General features: G+C 70.6%; 15 protein-coding genes. 11 read left to right on the forward strand and 4 right to left on the reverse strand.

Going from position 1 to position 17,961, the window contains the following annotated elements; genetic code table 11:
* Positions 1-6: 6 nt before the first annotated feature.
* Both O7608_RS05705 and O7608_RS05710 read left to right on the forward strand, forming a co-directional pair.
* A complete protein-coding gene (locus tag O7608_RS05705; RefSeq protein WP_289208966.1) occupies positions 7-4,386 on the forward strand; it encodes a HAMP domain-containing protein in 4,380 nt (1,459 codons plus the stop codon).
* The gene (locus O7608_RS05710) at positions 4,383-4,949 is read left to right on the forward strand and encodes a response regulator (protein ID WP_289208967.1); all 567 of its coding nucleotides are present in this window, start codon (positions 4,383-4,385) and stop codon (positions 4,947-4,949) included. The genes O7608_RS05705 and O7608_RS05710 overlap by 4 nt, the downstream gene beginning before the upstream one ends.
* Before the next feature lie 143 nt (positions 4,950-5,092).
* Here O7608_RS05710 and O7608_RS05715 read toward each other — a convergent pair whose 3' ends face one another.
* The gene (locus O7608_RS05715; protein WP_289208968.1) at positions 5,093-5,410 is read right to left on the reverse strand and encodes an STAS domain-containing protein; all 318 of its coding nucleotides are present in this window, start codon (positions 5,408-5,410) and stop codon (positions 5,093-5,095) included.
* Between the two features lie 119 nt (positions 5,411-5,529).
* Between O7608_RS05715 and hemL the strand changes: the two genes are divergently transcribed.
* The 6 genes from hemL to ccsB are packed head-to-tail and all read left to right on the forward strand — an operon-like array spanning position 5,530 to position 11,460.
* On the forward strand, positions 5,530-6,879 hold the full coding sequence (hemL, locus tag O7608_RS05720) for a glutamate-1-semialdehyde 2,1-aminomutase (RefSeq protein ID WP_289208969.1): 1,350 nt from the start codon (positions 5,530-5,532) through the stop codon (positions 6,877-6,879).
* 3 nt (positions 6,880-6,882) lie between these two features.
* Positions 6,883-7,530: a histidine phosphatase family protein gene (locus tag O7608_RS05725; RefSeq protein ID WP_289208970.1), complete on the forward strand. Its 648-nt coding sequence runs from the start codon at positions 6,883-6,885 to the stop codon at positions 7,528-7,530.
* Position 7,531: 1 nt separating this feature from the next.
* A complete protein-coding gene (locus O7608_RS05730; RefSeq protein ID WP_289208971.1) occupies positions 7,532-8,110 on the forward strand; it encodes a TlpA family protein disulfide reductase in 579 nt (192 codons plus the stop codon).
* A complete protein-coding gene (locus O7608_RS05735; protein WP_289208972.1) occupies positions 8,103-8,867 on the forward strand; it encodes a cytochrome c biogenesis CcdA family protein in 765 nt (254 codons plus the stop codon). Before O7608_RS05730 ends, O7608_RS05735 begins: the two co-directional genes overlap by 8 nt.
* Complete coding sequence (resB, locus tag O7608_RS05740) at positions 8,867-10,426, forward strand: cytochrome c biogenesis protein ResB (RefSeq protein WP_353850501.1); 1,560 nt, start codon at positions 8,867-8,869, stop codon at positions 10,424-10,426. Before O7608_RS05735 ends, resB begins: the two co-directional genes overlap by 1 nt.
* Complete coding sequence (gene ccsB, locus O7608_RS05745) at positions 10,426-11,460, forward strand: c-type cytochrome biogenesis protein CcsB (protein ID WP_289208973.1); 1,035 nt, start codon at positions 10,426-10,428, stop codon at positions 11,458-11,460. Before resB ends, ccsB begins: the two co-directional genes overlap by 1 nt.
* 109 nt (positions 11,461-11,569) lie before the next feature.
* Here the strand turns inward: ccsB and O7608_RS05750 are convergent, their stop codons facing one another.
* Positions 11,570-13,147, reverse strand: coding sequence for a COG1361 family protein (locus O7608_RS05750; RefSeq protein WP_289208974.1), 1,578 nt, complete (start codon positions 13,145-13,147; stop codon positions 11,570-11,572).
* Positions 13,148-13,304: 157 nt separating this feature from the next.
* Here O7608_RS05750 and O7608_RS05755 point away from each other — a divergent pair, with 157 nt between their 5' ends.
* Both O7608_RS05755 and mqnP read left to right on the forward strand, forming a co-directional pair.
* Positions 13,305-14,768 (forward strand): menaquinone biosynthesis decarboxylase, encoded by a 1,464-nt coding sequence (locus O7608_RS05755; protein WP_289208975.1) that lies wholly within the window; start codon positions 13,305-13,307, stop codon positions 14,766-14,768.
* Positions 14,765-15,688: a menaquinone biosynthesis prenyltransferase MqnP gene (gene mqnP / locus O7608_RS05760; protein ID WP_289208976.1), complete on the forward strand. Its 924-nt coding sequence runs from the start codon at positions 14,765-14,767 to the stop codon at positions 15,686-15,688. The genes O7608_RS05755 and mqnP overlap by 4 nt, the downstream gene beginning before the upstream one ends.
* On the opposite strand, the gene O7608_RS05765 is transcribed toward mqnP, so the two are convergent.
* A complete protein-coding gene (locus O7608_RS05765; protein ID WP_289208977.1) occupies positions 15,677-16,732 on the reverse strand; it encodes a terpene synthase family protein in 1,056 nt (351 codons plus the stop codon). The two genes, mqnP and O7608_RS05765, sit on opposite strands and share 12 nt — an antisense overlap.
* Positions 16,733-16,832: 100 nt before the next feature.
* On the opposite strand from O7608_RS05765, the gene O7608_RS05770 reads away from it, so the two are divergent.
* Positions 16,833-17,477 carry a UbiX family flavin prenyltransferase gene (locus tag O7608_RS05770; RefSeq protein WP_289208978.1) on the forward strand — a complete coding sequence of 215 codons (645 nt, stop codon included), beginning with the start codon at positions 16,833-16,835 and terminating at the stop codon, positions 17,475-17,477.
* Positions 17,478-17,481: 4 nt separating this feature from the next.
* On the opposite strand, the gene O7608_RS05775 is transcribed toward O7608_RS05770, so the two are convergent.
* Complete coding sequence (locus O7608_RS05775; RefSeq protein ID WP_289208979.1) at positions 17,482-17,739, reverse strand: BldC family transcriptional regulator; 258 nt, start codon at positions 17,737-17,739, stop codon at positions 17,482-17,484.
* Positions 17,740-17,961 lie beyond the last annotated feature (222 nt).

Here is a 17,961-nt window from a genome sequence, read left to right on the forward strand (position 1 = left end):
GATCCGATGACCCGCGCGAAAGAGCTGTCCACCGACCGCCTGCCCACCGAGCATCCGCCGGCCGGCGACGAGACCGCGTTGCTCGTCGAACTCGCCGCGGCGCTGCGCCGGATCGGGCAGGGCGACCTCAAGGTGCGGCTGCCCCGCCGGGTCGGGGTGGCCGGCGAGGTCGCGGACGCCTTCAACGAGGTGGTCTCGTTGCAGGAGCGCCAGCACCTGGACCTGCGTCGGATCAGCCGGATCGTCGGCCGGGACGGTCGACTGACCGAACGCCTCGACGAGGAGGGCTTCGGCGGCGCCTGGGCCGACAACCACCAGGCGATCAACGCGTTGATCGACGACCTGGGCCGGCCGACCACCGAGATCGCCCGGGTCATCCGGGCGGTCGCCGAGGGCGATCTGTCCCAGCACATGGAGCTGGAGATCGACGGGCAGCCGCTGCGGGGCGAGTTCCTGCGGATCGGCCGGACGGTGAACACGATGGTGGATCAGCTGTCGTCGTTCGCCGACGAGGTGACCCGGGTCGCCCGGGAGGTGGGTACCGAGGGCAAGCTCGGTGGCCAGGCGCGGGTCAAGGGCGTCTCCGGGACGTGGAAGGACCTGACCGACAACGTCAACTCGATGGCGTCGAACCTCACCCACCAGGTGCGGTCCATCTCGCAGGTGGCGACCGCGATGTCCCGGGGCGACCTGTCCCAGAAGATCACCGTCTCCGCCAAGGGCGAGGTCGCCGAGCTGGCGGACACCATCAACATGCTCACCGACACGCTGCGCCTGTTCGCCGAACAGGTGACCCGGGTGGCCCGGGAGGTGGGTACCGAGGGCAAGCTCGGCGGCCAGGCGCAGGTGCCGAACGTCGCGGGCACCTGGAAGGACCTGACCGACAGCGTCAACTCGATGGCGTCGAACCTGACCGCGCAGGTGCGCAACATCGCCCAGGTGTCGACGGCGGTGGCCAAGGGCGACCTGTCGCAGAAGATCACCGTCGCGGCGCAGGGCGAGATCCTCGAACTGAAGTCGACGGTGAACACGATGGTGGACCAGCTGTCCTGGTTCGCCGACGAGGTGACCCGGGTGGCCCGCGAGGTCGGCATCGAGGGCAAACTGGGCGGTCAGGCCCAGGTCCGGGGCCTTTCCGGTACGTGGCGTGACCTCACCGAGAACGTCAACCAGCTGGCCGGCAACCTGACCAGCCAGGTCCGCAACATCTCGCAGGTGTCGACGGCGGTGGCCAAGGGTGACCTGTCGCAGAAGATCACTGTCGACGCGCGGGGCGAGATCCTGGAGTTGAAGTCGACGGTGAACACGATGGTGGATCAGCTGTCGCTGTTCGCCGACGAGGTGACCCGGGTGGCCCGGGAGGTGGGTACCGAGGGCAAGTTGGGTGGTCAGGCCCAGGTCAAGGGCGTTTCGGGTACGTGGCGGGACCTGACGGACAACGTGAACTCGATGGCGTCGAACCTGACCAGTCAGGTGCGTAACATCGCGTCGGTCACCACCGCGGTGGCCAAGGGTGACCTGTCGCAGAAGATCACTGTCGACGCGCGGGGCGAGATCCTGGAGTTGAAGTCGACGGTGAACACGATGGTGGATCAGCTGTCGTCGTTCGCCGACGAGGTGACCCGGGTGGCCCGGGAGGTGGGCACCGAGGGCAAGTTGGGTGGCCAGGCCCAGGTGCGTGGGGTTGCCGGCACCTGGCGGGACCTGACCGACAACGTGAACTCGATGGCGTCGAACCTGACCGCGCAGGTGCGCAACATCGCCCAGGTGTCGACGGCGGTGGCCAAGGGTGACCTGTCGCAGAAGATCACTGTCGACGCCCAGGGCGAGATCCTGGAGCTCAAGGACACCGTCAACACGATGGTGGATCAGCTGTCGTCGTTCGCCGACGAGGTGACGCGGGTCGCCCGGGAGGTGGGCACCGAGGGCAAGTTGGGTGGTCAGGCCCAGGTCAAGGGCGTTTCGGGTACGTGGCGGGACCTGACGGACAACGTGAACTCGATGGCGTCGAACCTGACCAGTCAGGTGCGTAACATCGCGTCGGTCACCACCGCGGTCGCCAAGGGCGATCTGTCGCAGAAGATCACTGTCGACGCGCAGGGCGAGATCCTGGAGTTGAAGTCGACGGTGAACACGATGGTGGACCAGCTGTCGTCGTTCGCCGACGAGGTGACCCGGGTGGCCCGGGAGGTGGGCACCGAGGGCAAGCTGGGTGGCCAGGCCCAGGTCAAGGGGGTCTCCGGCACCTGGCGGGACCTGACCGAGAACGTGAACCAGCTGGCCTCGACCCTGACCACCCAGCTGCGGGCGATCGCACAGGTGTCGACCTCGGTGACCCGCGGCGACATGACCCAGCACATCACCGTCCAGGCTCAGGGCGAGGTCGCCGAGCTGAAGGACAACATCAACCAGATGATCGTGACCCTGCGGGACACGACGAAGAAGAACGCCGAACAGGGCTGGCTCGACTCGAACCTGGCCCGCATCGGTGGGCTGCTGCAGGGTCAGCGGGACCTCGGCGAGGTCTGCCGCATGATCATGAACGAGGTCACGCCGCTGGTCGACGCGCAGCTCGGCACCTTCTTCCTCGCCGACGTCGACGAAGGGGTGATGCGGCTGGGGCTGACCGCCTCGTACGGCTACGTGGCCCGTGACCACATCGTCATCTTCGGGCCCGGCGAAGGCCTGGTCGGTCAGGCCGCGGTGTCCCGGCGCACGATCCGGGTCGGTGCCGGCAGCACCGGTGCCCTCACCCTGCGGTCCGGTCTGCTCAGCGCCGCGCCGCGTGACCATGTCGTCCTGCCGGTGCTGTTCGAGGGCGAGATGCTCGGGGTGATCGAGTTCGCCTCGGTCGCCGCCTTCTCCGAACTGCATCTGGCGTTCCTGGAGCGGCTGGTGGCCACCATCGGCATCGCCGTCAACACCATCCAGGCCAACAAGCGCACCGAGGAGCTGCTCGCCCAGTCGCAGCGGCTGGCCAACGAGATGCAGGCGCAGTCCGCCGAGCTGCAGCGCACCAACGCCGAGCTGGAGGACAAGGCCCGGCTGTTGTCCGAGCAGAAGGGCAACATCGAGACCAAGAACCGGGAGATCGAACTGGCCCGGCTCGGCCTGGAGGAGAAGGCGCAGCAGCTGTCGCGGGCCTCGGCGTACAAGTCGGAGTTCCTCGCCAACATGAGCCACGAGCTGCGGACGCCGCTGAACTCGCTGCTGCTGCTGGCCCGGCTGCTGGCCGACAACCCGGACGACAACCTGACCGAGAAGCAGATCGAGTTCGCCAAGACGATCCACAGCGCCGGCTCCGACCTGCTGTCGCTGATCGACGACATCCTGGACCTGTCGAAGATCGAAGCCGGCCGGATGGACGTGCAACCGGCCGAGGTGCCGTTCGTCGAGATCCAGGCGTACGTCGAGCAGGCGTTCACGCCGCAGGCCGACGAGAAGGGCCTGCAGTTGCACGTCGAGGTCGCCCCGGACCTGCCGCCGGCGATCGTCACCGACGCACAGCGGCTGCAGCAGATCCTGCGCAACCTGCTATCCAACGCGGTGAAGTTCACCGACAGCGGCTCGGTGATCCTGCGGATCGGCCCGGCGGCACCCGGCCAGGAGTTCAGCGTGCCGGCGCTGTCGGCCGCCGCGCAGGTGGTGGCGTTCACCGTCATCGACACCGGGATCGGCGTCTCCGACGACAAGCTCTCGTTGATCTTCGAGGCGTTCCAGCAGGCCGACGGAACCACCAGCCGACGCTACGGCGGCACCGGGCTGGGACTGTCGATCAGCCGCGACCTGGCCCGGCTGATCGGTGGCACGATCACCGTGTCGTCCGCTCCGGGTGCCGGCTCCACCTTCACGCTGTACGTTCCCGACGTGCTCGACGCCGACGCCGTACTGTCGCAGGCGCCGCTGCCGAGCGCGGCGCCGATCCGGACCGCGTTGCCGCCGCTGACCCGGCCGATCGAGGTCGACCGGCCGGAGCCGCCGGCCACCCGGCGGTTGGACGGCGCCACCGTACTGATCATCGACGACGACGTGCGCAACGTCTTCGCCCTGACCAGCGCCCTGGAACTGCACGGCATGACCGTGCTGTACTCCGACAACGGGGTCGACGGGGTGCGTAAACTCGCCGAACGCCCGGAGGTCGACATCGTGTTGATGGACGCGATGATGCCGGACCAGGACGGCTACGAGACGACCCGGATCATCCGCCGCAACGAGCGGTTCGCCGACCTGCCGGTGGTCTTCCTGACCGCCAAGGCGATGCCCGGCGACCGGGAGTCGGCGCTGCAGGCCGGTGCCACCGACTACATCACCAAGCCGGTGGACCTCGACGAACTGATCACGCTGATGGTGACCTGGATCAACGCCGCAGAGGAGCAGAATCGATGACCGCCGCGACGGCGAAGGCACTGCTGGTGGACGACCGGCGGGAGAACCTCATGGCGTTGGAGGCGATCCTGCAGGGTCTGCCGGTGCAGACCGTGGCCGTGGAGAGCGGCGAGGCCGCGTTGAAACAGCTGCTCGTCGACGACTTCGCGGTGATCCTGCTCGACGCGCAGATGCCGGAGATGGACGGCTTCGAAACCGCCAACCACATCAAGCGGCGGGAGCGGACCCGGCACGTACCGATCCTGTTCCTGACCGCTGCGGACCGGGACAACCAGCTCGCGCTGCGCGGCTACGCCGCCGGCGCGGTCGACTACCTGATCAAGCCGTTCGACCCGTGGGTGCTGCGGGCCAAGGTCGGCGTCTTCGTCGACCTGTGGGTGAAGAACCGGCAGCTGGCCACCCAGGCCGACCTGGTCCGCCAGCGCGACGAGCAGTTGCGCGGGCTGGTCGCTGCCGTGGACCGGGCGGTCGGGCAGCTGCGGGCCGGTGACGCCGCCCCGGCTACGGTAGCCGACGAGCTGGAGGCGGCCCGGTGGGGCGGGGACCGTACGGCGCAGCCGTGACCGTCACCGGATGGTTTGGCGCGGCGCAGCCGTGACCGTCACCGGATGGTTTGGCGCGGCGCAGCCGTGACCGTCACCGGATGGTTTGGCGCGGCGCAGCCGTGACCGTCACCGGATGGTTTGGCGCGGCGCAGCCGTGACCGTCACCGGATGGTCAGCGCCGAGCGTAGCCCGGTGATGTTCAACACCCGGAGCAGAAACTCGCCGACGTTGGTGAGCAGCAGCAGGCTCTGCGCGTGACTCGCCTTACGGGTGAGCACCACCAGGGTGCCCAGCCCCTGTGAGTCGCAGAAGGTGATCCCGCCCATGTCCAGCACGATCCGCGCCGGGGCGTCGCTGAGCAGTTCGTTGACGGTGTTGGTCAGCTGGGTGGCGGTGAGCATGTCGATCTCTCCGGCGAGGCGGAGCATCGCCTCGTCGGAAGTGCGCTGCAGCGCGATAGACAGCTCCGCCCGCTCCACCCGGCCAGCGTATCGCGATCAGGCGAGCCGGGCCCGGCTACGCCCGGCGCGGGTGGCCGCGAGCTGGGCACGGGGCGGATGTGCACCCCCACGGGCGCGACTGCCACAATGGCAGTGCCGTGACTGCCACCGACACCGCCGGCGCCCGCCCGTACCCGGCTGACGCGCCCGCTTCCCAGGCCCTGTTCGACCGCGCCAGCTCGATCGTCCCCGGCGGGGTCAACTCACCCGTGCGCGCCTTCCGGGCGGTCGGCGGGACACCCCGCTTCATGGTGCGCGGCAGCGGACCGTGGCTGTTCGACGCGGACGAGCGCCGCTACCTCGACCTGGTCTGCTCCTGGGGCCCGCTGATCCTCGGCCACGCCCACCCTGAGGTGGTCGCCGCGATCGGCCGGGCCGCCGCGCTGGGCACCAGCTTCGGTACGCCGACCCCCGGTGAGGTGGAGCTGGCCACGGAGATCGTCGAGCGGACCCCGGTCGAGCAGGTCCGGCTGGTCAACTCCGGCACCGAGGCGACGATGTCGGCGATCCGCCTGGCCCGTGGCCACACCGGCCGGTCGCGCATCGTCAAGTTCGCCGGCTGCTACCACGGTCACGTCGACGCGTTGCTCGCCGCCGCCGGCAGCGGGGTGGCCACCCTCGGGCTGCCCGACTCGCCCGGCGTCACCGGCGCTGCGGCCAGCGAGACGATCGTGCTGCCGTACAACGACGTGGCTGCGGTCGAGCGGGCCTTCGCCGAGTACGGCGACCAGATCGCCGCGATCGTCACCGAGGCGGCGGCCGGCAACATGGGGGTGGTCGCCCCCGGCGCCGGGTTCAACGCCGCGTTGGCCCGGATCGCCCACGCGCACGGCGCGTTGCTCATCGTCGACGAGGTGATGACCGGTTTCCGGGTCGCCCGGGGCGGCTGGGCCGAGCTGGATCCGGCCGACGCCGACCTCTACACGTACGGCAAGGTGATGGGCGGCGGCCTGCCGGCAGCGGCGTTCGGCGGCCGGGCCGAGATCATGGCGCAGCTGGCCCCGGCCGGTCCGGTCTACCAGGCCGGCACCCTCTCCGGGAACCCGCTGGCCTGCGCGGCCGGCCTGGCCACGCTCCGGCTGGCCGACGCCGACGTCTACCGGCGGCTGGCCGACACCGCCACCCAGGTAGCGACGATGGCCACCGGGGCGCTGCGCGCCGCCGGCGTGCCGCACCGGCTCTCCACCGCCGGCACCATGTTCTCCATTTTCTTCACCGACGCCGAGGTCACCGACTACGCGAGCGCCCGGACCCAGGACACCGACGCCTACCGGGCCTTCTTCCACGCGATGCTCGCGCACGGCGTCTACCTGCCCCCCAGCGCGTTCGAAGCATGGTTCGTCTCGGCGGCGATCGACGACGCCGCCCTGGAGCAGCTGGCCGCCGCGCTGCCTGCTGCGGCCACGGCCGCAGCCGCCGCCGGTGACCTGCGGACGGTGGGGGATTAGCGGATGAAACGTACGGTGGTCCACGTCCTGCGGCACGGTGAGGTACACAACCCGACCAAGATCCTCTACGGTCGGCTGCCCGGCTTCCGGCTGTCCGAGCTGGGTGTGCAGATGGCGAAAGCGGCCAGTCAGGCGCTCGCCGACCGGGACGTGGTGCACGTGGTCGCCAGCCCGCTGGAGCGCGCCCAGGAGACCGCCGAGCCGATCGCGGCCCAGTTCCGGCTGCCGGTGTCCGTCGACGAGCGGCTGATCGAGTCCGCGAACTGGTTCGAGGGCCGGCGGGTCTCCCCGGGCGACGGATCGTTCCGCGACCCGCGCAACTGGTGGGTGCTGCGGGATCCGGTCACCCCGTCCTGGGGCGAGGCCTACACGGTGATCGCCGAACGGATGTTCGCCGCCGTGCACGCGGCCCGGGTGGCGGCCGAAGGTCACGAGGCGGTCTGCGTCTCCCACCAGTTGCCGATCTGGACCCTGCGCCGCTACCTGGAGCGCAAGCGGCTCTGGCACGACCCTCGGCGTCGCCAGTGCGGCCTGGCCAGCCTGACCTCGATCCACTTCGAGGACGCCAAGGTGGTCGGCATCGGCTACTCCGAGCCGGCCGCCCACCTGATCGCGATGTCCCCGTCGGCGCGGACCGCCAAGGGCGCCTGACATGCGGGTCCGACGGGCGTCGGTGGTGGCGGCGGTGGTCGCCGTACTCGCCCTGACCGGCTGTGGTGCCGCCAGCGACTGGGCCACCGACTGCGACACCGACGGGCAGGGTGTGATCCGCTGCGTCGGCGACGACCGGCCCCCGGCCCCGCAACTGGAGCTCGAACTGCTCGACGGCGGCACCTTGGACGCGGCGGCGCTGCGCGGCCAGGTCGTGGTGATCAACTTCTGGGGGTCGTGGTGTCCGCCCTGCCGGGCCGAGGCCGCCGACCTCGAAGCCATCTACCAGGCGACCCGCGACCGGGGCGTCGCGTTCGTCGGCGTCAACGTCCGTGACGAACGCGACCGGGCCCGCGCCTTCGAACGGGGCCGGGTGACGTACCCGAGCCTGTTCGACCCGGCCAGCCGCCTGGCGCTGGACTTCAACATCCCACCGAACAGCATCCCCGCGACGATGATCGTCGACCGGAACGGCCGGATCGCCGTCGTGATCCGCGAAGCCGTCCGCCAGGACGACCTGCAGCCGCTCGTCGAGCAGATCGTCGCCGAACCGATCAAGGCGGAGCCGGTCGATGGGTGAGACCTTCGCCGAGATCACCCGGGGCGGGCCGGTGCTGGTCGCGCTCGGCCTGGCCGCGCTCGCCGGGCTGGTCAGCTTCCTGTCACCCTGCATCCTGCCGCTGACCCCGGGCTACCTGTCGTACGTCACCGGGCTGGCCGGCTCCGACCTGGACTCCGCCGGCGGCGACTCCGCCCGCCGGTACGGCCGGGTGCTGGCCGGCACCCTGCTGTTCGTCGGCGGCTTCACCCTGGTCTTCACGCTGACGGCGATCCTGATGGCCGGCGTCGGCCGCTACCTGTTCGTCTACCAGCGGCCCGTCGAGATCGGCGTCGGTCTGCTGATCGTGCTGTTCGGCCTGGCCTTCCTCGGCCTGGTGCCCGGGATGCAGCGGGAGATCCGGATGCACCGGCTGCCGGAGGCCGGGCTGTTCGGGGCCCCGGTGTTCGGCGCGGTCTTCGCGCTGTCCTGGACCCCCTGCGTCAGCCCGACCCTCGGCGCGGTGATCGGCATGGCGACCGTCAGCGGCAAGACCGACCGGGCCGTCGCCCTGGCGATCGCGTACTGCCTCGGCCTCGGGCTGCCGTTCGTCATCTTCGGGCTGGCGTTCCGTCGGCTGCTCGGCGTCTTCACGGTGATCCGCCGCAACAGTCAGTGGGTCACCCGCATCGGCGGCGTCATGCTGATCGCAGTCGGGACGGCGCTGGTCACCGGCGCCTGGAGCAGCTTCGTCATCTGGCTGCAGGCCACCGTCGGATCGGGCGAGGTCGGGATCTGATGTCCCGGTCCGGAGCGGTACGGGCACTGCTGCGCAACTCCTGGCGGCAGCTGACCAGCATGCGTACCGCCCTGATCCTGCTCTTCTGCCTGGCGGTCGCCGCCATCCCCGGCTCCCTGCTGCCGCAGCGCGACGTCAACATCGAAAACGTCAACGCCTACTTCCAGGACAACCCCCGGCTGGCCCCGGTGCTGGACCGGCTCGGCATGTTCGACGTCTTCGCCGCGCCCTGGTTCGCCGCGATCTACCTGCTGCTGTTCACCTCGCTGGTCGGCTGCATCGTGCCCCGGCTGCGCGACCACGTCCGCGCGCTGCGGGCCGCGCCGCCGGCCGCGCCCCGCCGGCTGGACCGGCTGCCGCAGCACGCCAGCTGGACCGGCACCGGCGACATCACCGCGATCGCCGCGCAGCTGCGACGCCGCCGCTGGCGGGTCACCGTCACCGGCGACACCGTCAACGCCGAGAAGGGCCACCTGAAGGAGACCGGCAACCTGGTCTTCCACCTGTCGTTGGTCGCCGTCCTGTGCGGCGTCGCGCTCGGTTCGTGGTACGGCTGGCACGGCAACCGGCTGCTGGTCGCCGGCCCGGAGACCGCGTTCTGCAACACCGTCCAGCAGTACGACGAGTACGGCCTCGGCCCGCGCGTCGCCGACACCGACCTGCCCCGGTTCTGCCTCGAACTGACCGATTTCACGGCCACCTTCCTGGAGACCGGCCAACCGGACAGCTACACCGCCGAGGTACGGGTCGACGAAGGTGGCGGCACCCCCCGCGACGCGACGTTCTCGGTGAACTCACCGCTGCGCCTGGCCGACGCCAACGTCTACCTGCTCGGCCACGGCTACGTGCCGGTGCTGCGCTACACCGACCGGTACGGGCAGGCCCAGACGGTCACCGCGCCGTTCCTGGCCGTCGACGACATGATCACCAGCGAGGGAGTGGCGAGCTTCCCGGACGCCAACGTCGACCCGGCCAGCGGCGAGCGCGACCCCGACCTGCAGGTCGCGTTCGAAGGACTGTTCCTGCCGACCGCCCCGGCACAGGCACCGTACATCCGTTCCACCCATCCCGAGCTGCGCGACCCGGCGCTGATGCTGTGGGCGTACCGGGGCAACCTCGGGCTGGACGCCGGCATCCCCGGCTCGGTCTACCGCATCGACCAGAGTCAGGTGGAAGCCGGCCGGCTGCTGCCGGTCGGGGATCCGCAACTGCTGCGCGTCGGCGAGACGATGACCCTGGACGACGGCACCAGCATCGAGTTCCTGGACATCACGCAGTACGTCACCCTCTCCGTACGCCATGATCCGGGCAGCGGGCTACTGCTGGCCAGCTCGGTGCTGCTGCTCGCCGGGTTGATGCCGTCGCTGTTCGTCCGGCGGCGTCGGGTGTGGTTCCGGGTCACACCGGCCGCCCCCGGCGACGGCTCCACGACAACCGGTAGTAGCGTCATCGAGGCCGGTGGGCTGCCGCGTACCGACCATCCTGGGTTCGGCGACGAGTTCCGGGAGCTCGTCCGGGCGGTCGGCGGTGCCGGCCCGCCACGGGAAGGAACGCAGTGATGGCAGAGCTGTCCGACCAACTCCTGGTCGTCACGATCTTCGCGTACCTGTTCGCGATGATCTGTCATGCGGTCGAGGCCGGTTTCGGCAGCGGCAGCCGGCGGAGCGCGCCGGTCGCGGCCCGCGACCGGGAACTCGCCACCGCCACCGTCGGTGGGTCGTCGCCGACGGTGACCGCCGTGGTGCCGGGCGCCGCTGACGACCTGATCCCGGACGGTCCGGTCTCCAGAGCGCCGACCCCGGGCGGCCCGGTCGGGCTTGAGCCGGAGCGGACCGGCTGGGCCCGCGTCGGACTCGCCGGCTGGTTCGCCATCGGCGCGACGGTCCTCGGCGCGCTGGTGCACCTCGCCGCCCTGGTCGCCCGGGGTGTCGCCGCCGAGCGGCTGCCCTGGGGCAACATGTACGAGTACGTGCTGGCCATCACCTTCGTCGGTGTCGCCGCTTGGCTGGTGATGGTCTACCGGCATCCGTCGCTGCGCCCACTCGGGCTGTTCGTCGCCCTGGTGATGGTCGCTCTGCTCGGAATGGCCGGACTGGTCTTCTACACGCCGATCACCCCGCTGGTGCCGGCGCTGGAGTCCTACTGGTACGCCATCCACGTCTCGACGATCATGGCGTCGTCCGGGGTGCTGCTGCTCGGGTCGATTCCGGCCGCGATGTTCCTGCTCCGGCACGGGTACGAGCAGGGGCGGCGCGGATTCCCGTACCTGCTGGCCAAGCGGGTGCCGGCGGCGGTGTCGCTGGAACGGCTCACCTTCGGGCTGCACGCGATCGGCTTCCCGGTCTTCACCTTCGCGGTGATCGCCGGGGCGATCTGGGCCGAACACGCCTGGTCCCGGCCGTGGGCGTGGGACCCGAAGGAGACCTGGGCGTTCATCTCCTGGGTGGTCTACGCCGGCTACCTGCACGCCCGGGCCACCCCGAGCGTACGGCGGACCACCGTCACCTGGATCGCGATCCTCGGGTTCCTCACGATGCTGATGAACCTGATCGGCGTCAACTACTTCTTCGAGAGCCTGCACTCGTACGCCTGACCGCCGGTCGCGCGCATCTCGTCCGTAGCCGACCGGGGCGGGGGTGCATCGGTCGGAGTACTCCGACCGATGCACCCCCGCCCCGGACCGACCGCCTGACGGCGACGGGTTACTTCGACGAACTGGTCTCGTCGTCGCCGGTGACCAGCACGACCCGCTTGCGCCGGCCGAGCAGGAAGACCGCCACACCGACGACCAGGATCGCGGCACCACCGGCCGCGACCAGCCCGGCCTGCGCGCCGGTGACCGGCAGCCCGCCGTCGCCGGCACCGCCACCACCGGATCCGCCGCCGGTGCCCGGGTGCTCACCGGTCGGGTTGATCAGCACCAGTGCCTCGTTGTTGTCCAGGTTCCGGTCGTACCACGGCTCCGGTGACCCGTCCCAGTCGACGACCTCGACCAGGCCCTCCGCGTCCGGGATCACCTCGTTGATCAGCAGGGTGAAGGTGTGCTCGAACTCCTCACCTGCCTTGATGATGATCAAGGGACTGCGGCAGATGTACCAGTCCGCGCCGGGCACCTGGTCACCGGACTCCTCCGGCGTGTGCGCGGTGCGGCAGCCCTCCGGCACCTCGGTGACCTCGGTGCCTTCCGGGGTGTGGAAGGCGAAGTAGGCGGCCGGATTGCCGGACCGGTCGAACACCGTGCCCGGTCCAAGGTTGGTCAGCCCGAGGGTCACCTCGACCTCGTCGCCGGCCACGCCGCTGGCCTCGGCACCGGCCACCGCGAAATCGGCCTGGTTGTCGACATTGAGGAACACTGAGCCGTAGTTGTCCGACTCGTCGAGATCGGCAGCCGACCGGCTGGCCACCCGGCTGCCGGTGGCGACGGCGCGTAGGGTCGCGCCTCGGCCCCGGCTCAGCTCAGCCTGGCTGGACAGGCTGACCTCGCCAGCGGGCAGCACCGTGTAGATGAGGTGCTCGCGCAGCGCGGCCTCGGTCGGCGTGACCTCGAACCCGTCGACGATCTCGAAGCCATCGCCCGGCTCCAGCTCGAGCGCGATATCGCAGACCGCGTAGTTGGAGAGCGGGTAGCTGGTGTACACGCAGTTGTCGTACTGGCCGAACTCGCTGGAGGTGACGTCGATGGTCAACTGCAGGCCGTCGGTCGGCTGGTTGCCGGCGTTGTAGCCCTCGATCGGCACCGCGACCGATTCACCGGGGGCCACCAGGCCGAGGTCCTCGTCGCCGGTGGTGACCACCAGGTCCGGGCCGTCGCCGAGGGTGATCGTCGCCGAGCCGGATCGAGCGCCGGCGTTGGCGGCGGTGGCCGTCCAGCTGATCTGGCCGCTGTCGCCGACGTCGGCGCCGCTGGCGGCGGCCAGGCCGATCGGCATCACGAAGGAGCCGTACGGGTCGGCGTCGAACAGATCCAGCTCGCAGGTGACGGTGTCGGCGTCGACGGTGCACTGCGCCGGGAACTCCACGTCGACGACTCCGGCCAGTCCGGAGACGTCGACGGTGACCAGCGGGTCGACGATCCCGTCGCTGAGGTAGATCTGTGCGGGGACGTACTTGCCGGGGGCACCGGGGCCGCCGATGGTGACGTCGTTGAGCCAGAACTCGAGGTAGCCGTCCTCGCCCTGGGCCGCTGCGGCGGCCGGCACGGCGGCGAGCAGCGCGCCGGCGGCGACCAGGGAAACTCCCAGGCGGGCCGAGTGGCGCCGCCGGGATGTGCGTACGAACATGGGTGTCCTTACGAGGGATTATGGGGGACGCACGATGATAAACGGACCGTGCGACAGCGCGGGGTCCCGTCGGGACGAAGACCGGACGAACCGGACGCGGCGCGAATCACCGCCCCGGATGGTGGCACCGGCGCCCTGGTAGGCCAGACTTGGCGACATGGCGGCTGCAGGGTTCCCGTACCAGGATCTGAAAGACTTCGTCGCGGCGCTGGAGACCGCCGGCGAGCTGCGCCGGGTCGACGTGCCGGTGGATCCCACGCTGGAGATCAGCGAGGTGGTGACCCGCACGGTCCGCGCCGGCGGCCCGGCGCTGCTGTTCGAGCGCCCCACCCGGGGTGAGATGCCGCTGGCGATCAACCTGTTCGGCACCGAGCGGCGCACCGCCATGGCGCTCGGGGTCGAGCACCTGAACGAGATCGGCGACCGGATCGGTGCCATGATCAAGCCCGACCTGCCGGTCGGCTGGTCCGGCATCCGTGACGGGCTGGGCAAGGTCATGCAGCTCACCTCGCTGCCGCCGCGCAAGGTCAAGACCGCACCGTGCCAGGAGGTCGTCTACACCGGTGCCGACGTCGACCTGAACCGGCTCCCCGGGCTGCAGGTCTGGCCGGGCGACGGCGGGATCTTCCACAACTACGGGCTCACCCACACCAAGCATCCGGAGACCGGCAAACGCAACCTGGGTCTCTACCGGCTGCAGCAGCACTCGCCCAACACCCTCGGCATGCACTGGCAGATCCACAAGGACTCGACCGCCCACCACGCGGTCGCGGAGCGGCGCGGCGAACGGCTTCCGGTGGCGGTGGCGATCGGCTGCGACCCGGTGGTCAGCTACTCGGCGTCGGCGCCGCTGCCCGGCGACATCGACGAATACCTGTTCGCCGGGTTCCTGCGCGGCCAGCGGGTCGAGATGGTCGACTGCCGGACCGTGCCGCTGCAGGTGCCGGCGCACGCCCAGATCGTGCTGGAGGGCTACCTGGAGCCGGGCGAGCGGCTGCCGGAAGGGCCGTTCGGCGACCACACCGGCTTCTACACCCCGGTCGAACCGTTCCCGGTGCTGCACATCGAATGCATGACCTTGCAGCGCGACGCGCTCTACCACTCGATCATCACCTCCAAGCCGCCGCAGGAGGACCACGGGCTCGGCAAGGCCACCGAACGGATCTTCCTGCCGCTGCTGCGGATGCTGATCCCGGACATCGTCGACTACGACCTGCCGGCCGCCGGGGTGTTCCACAACTGCGTGATCGTGTCGATCCGCAAGCGCTACCCGAAGCACGCCCAGAAGATCATGTCGGCGATCTGGGGCGCCCACCTGCTGTCGCTGTCCAAGCTGATCGTCGTGGTCGACGACGACTGCGACGTGCACGACTACGCCGAGGTGGCGTTCCGTGCCTTCGGCAACGTCGACTACTCCCGTGACCTGCTGCTCACCGAGGGCCCGGTGGACCACCTCGACCACTCGTCGTACCAGCAGTTCTGGGGCGGCAAGGCCGGCGTCGACGCGACCCGTAAGCTGCCCACCGAGGGCTACACCCGGGGCTGGCCCGAGGAGATGACCATGTCACCGGAGATCGTGTCGCTTGTGGACAAGCGGTGGCGGGAGTACGGGATCTCGTGAGCGCCGCAGCCACCACCGCCGGGCCGGCCGGCGTACCGGTCGGCCGGGTCCGGGCCTTCCTGCGGCTGGTCGCGATCGAACACTCGGTCTTCGCGCTGCCGTTCGCCTACCTGTCCGCGCTGACCGCGATGGTCAGCCTCGACGGTGGGGTCCGCTGGCTCGACCTGCTGCTGATCACCGTCGCGATGGTCGGGGCACGCACGTTCGCCATGGCCGCGAACCGGATCATCGACCGGCACGTCGACGCGCGCAATCCGCGTACCGCCGGTCGGGAGCTGGTGACCGGGGCGGTCAGCGTCCGGACGGCCTGGACCGGTGCGGTGGTCGCCCTGGTGGTCTTCCTCGGTGCCGCTGCCGCGCTGAATCCGCTCTGCCTCGTGCTCGCCCCGCTGGCGGCGGTGCCGCTGGTCGTCTACCCGTACGCCAAGCGGTTCACCAACTGGCCGCACGCGGTGCTGGGGCTGGCCCAGATGGTCGGCCCGGTCGGTGCCTGGCTGGCGGTCACCGGCACTGTCGACGGCGCCGGACCGGCGATCGTGCTCGGCGCGGCGGTCGGCCTGTGGATCGGCGGATTCGACCTCATCTACGCCTGCCAGGACGCGGAGATCGACCGCGAGATCGGGGTACGTAGCGTGCCGGCGCGGTACGGGCGGGCGTTCGCGCTGCACGCCTCGACGGCGGCGCACGTGGTGACGTTCGGGCTGTTCGGCTGGTTCGGTTTCGTGGTCGGCTTCGGCTGGCCGTGGTGGCTCGGCCTGGCCCTGACCGCCGTGGCCTTCGGCTACCAGCATCTGGTGGTCACCCCGACCGACCTGTCGAAGGTGAACCGGGCGTTCTTCACCGCCAACGGCTTCGTCGGCATCGCGCTGTTCGTCTTCGCCCTGCTCGACCTGGTGTTCCGACTCGGCCTACGGCCCTGACCCCGGCTCACCCGCCCGCCCGCCTCGACCTGGCGGGCGGTACCGGCCCGACTCGGCGGACCAGTCGATGGTGCCGCGTACCGCGTGGCCGATCCCGTCCAGCAGCGCGGCGGCGGCCCGGTCGTACGCCGGCCCGAACGACGGCACCGCCGCGCGGCGGGCCGCGAAGAGGTCCAGCTGGGCGCGCCACCGCCCGGCGACCAGGTCGACGGCCGCCGCCAGTGGGATCCGGTCCGCCTCGGCCACCGCCACCACCAGGTTGTGCCCACCGCCGACCCGCAGGTCCCCGGGGAGCGAGTACAGGTCGTTGTACCAGGAGAGCAGGTCGTTGCCGGTGTCGGCGAGCTCCCGGACCCGGGGGTGGTGGAACACCGCGTCCGGCACCGGTTCGCCGGTGGCGAACTCGATCAACGTGTACGCGACGTTCGCCGCCGACGTGGCCCGGCGCAGCTCGACGTACTCGGCCGGGTCCGGGCGGTGGCCGGTGGCCTTGTTCCGGGCCTCGCGGACCGCACCGTCGAGGTGCTCGGCCACCGCGTCGACGAACCGCTCGCGCCACCACGGCGGCATGGTCCGGACCAGCACCCGCCACGGCCCGGTCAGCATCCGCCGGGCCGGGCCGACGAACACCGGGCCAGCGTCGGAGTCCGGGCCGGCGTCGGACCGGGCGTCCGCGCCCGTGGTCTGCCCGGTACGCAGCAGCGCGAGGATCTCGCTGGCGACGCGGTGCAGCCGGTCCTGCTGCGGCTCGGCTACCTGGTCGAACTCGTCGTCGTTCAGGAAGAACCAGGCGAACAGCGCGGTCAGCAGACGCAGCCGGCCCAGGTCGGCGGCCGGGTAGAGGCGGGCGGCGTACCCGCCGATCTGTGCCCCGGCGAGCCGCCGGTGGGCGGTGGTGTCGGGCGGCAGGCCGCAGCGCCGCAGCCAGCCGGGCAGCCAGCCGTCGGCGGCGTGCAGGTGCGGGGAGACCACGACCGGCAACCGGCACTGCGCCTGTAGCTCGGCCAGCAGGCCGGTGAGGTCGGTGCGGTTGCCGGAGTCCATCACCTACCTGCGTGGTTGCTGCCACAGTGTCCGTACGGGGTGCGACCTACCCTATGGGGTGATCGTGCTGGGCGACAGCCGGTGAGTGGACGGGGAGCAGATGAGAAGACCGTGGGTGATCGGCGTCTCGGGTGCCTCCGGTACGCCGTACCCGGCGGCGGTGCTGCGGGCCCTGCTCGACGCCGGGCATCCGGTGGACCTGGTGGTGTCGCGGGCGGCCCGGCTCACCATCCTCGACGAGACCGGTGGACCGTTGCGCGACAGCCACTGGCGCGACGATCTCGGCCGGTGGCTCGGCCGTGCGGTGCACGACGCGGACGTCCGGTTCTGGCCGGCGGGTGACCTGGCCGCCGGTCCGAGCAGCGGCTCCTATCCGGCGCGGGGGATGGTGGTGGTGCCGGCCAGCACGGCTGCCTGCGCCGGGATCGCGATCGGGCTGTCCAAGGACCTGCTGCAGCGGGCAGCCGAGGTGAACCTGAAGGAGCGCCGACCGGTGGTGCTGGTCCCCCGGGAGACCCCGGTGACCCGCAGTCATCTGGAGCACCTGATCACCCTGCACGACGCGGGAGCGGTGGTGCTGCCGGCGAGCCCCGGCTTCTACAGTGCGGGTGCGGCCGCCTCCGCCGCCCAGCTGGTCGACTTCGTCGCCGGCAAGGTGCTGGACGCGCTCGGCGTACCGCATTCGTTGTTCCGCCGGTGGTCCGGCGAGCTCGGCGCGGCCCGCGACGCGCCGGCTGGGTCCTGACGGGTCAGCCGACGTAGCCGCCGGATCCGTTCTCGGTGTGCCGGGGGCGGTTCTCCGCCGCGCTCTCCGCCTGCATCTCCTCCAGTACGCCTTCGCCTTCGAGTAGCGCGCGTACCTCGGACTCGCGGAACCGGCGATGGCCTCCGGGAGTACGGATGCTGCCGATCCGGCCGGCCGCCGCCCAACGTGTGACGGTCTTCGGGTCGACGCGGAACAGCGCGGCCACCTCGCCCGGCGTCAGCAGACGATCTCCAGTGTCCACGGTCCCCTCCTCGCGTCCACGACAGCCCTGACCTAGCCAGTGAGCCCCCCGATGGACCGTGTGCCAGCTGCCGTCGTGCCAGACGTACGGCCATTAGAGCACCGGCTGCCTGCCCTGTCCGGGAAATGGGGAAAGCTACCTGCCTGGGAAGTTGTCCAGTATGATTTGCACCCTATATTGTGATTTACACTAGCTTAGCGTGAACTCGTGTCACCTGTCCTT

Source organism: Solwaraspora sp. WMMA2056, assembly GCF_030345095.1.
Taxonomy (GTDB): domain Bacteria; phylum Actinomycetota; class Actinomycetes; order Mycobacteriales; family Micromonosporaceae; genus Micromonospora_E.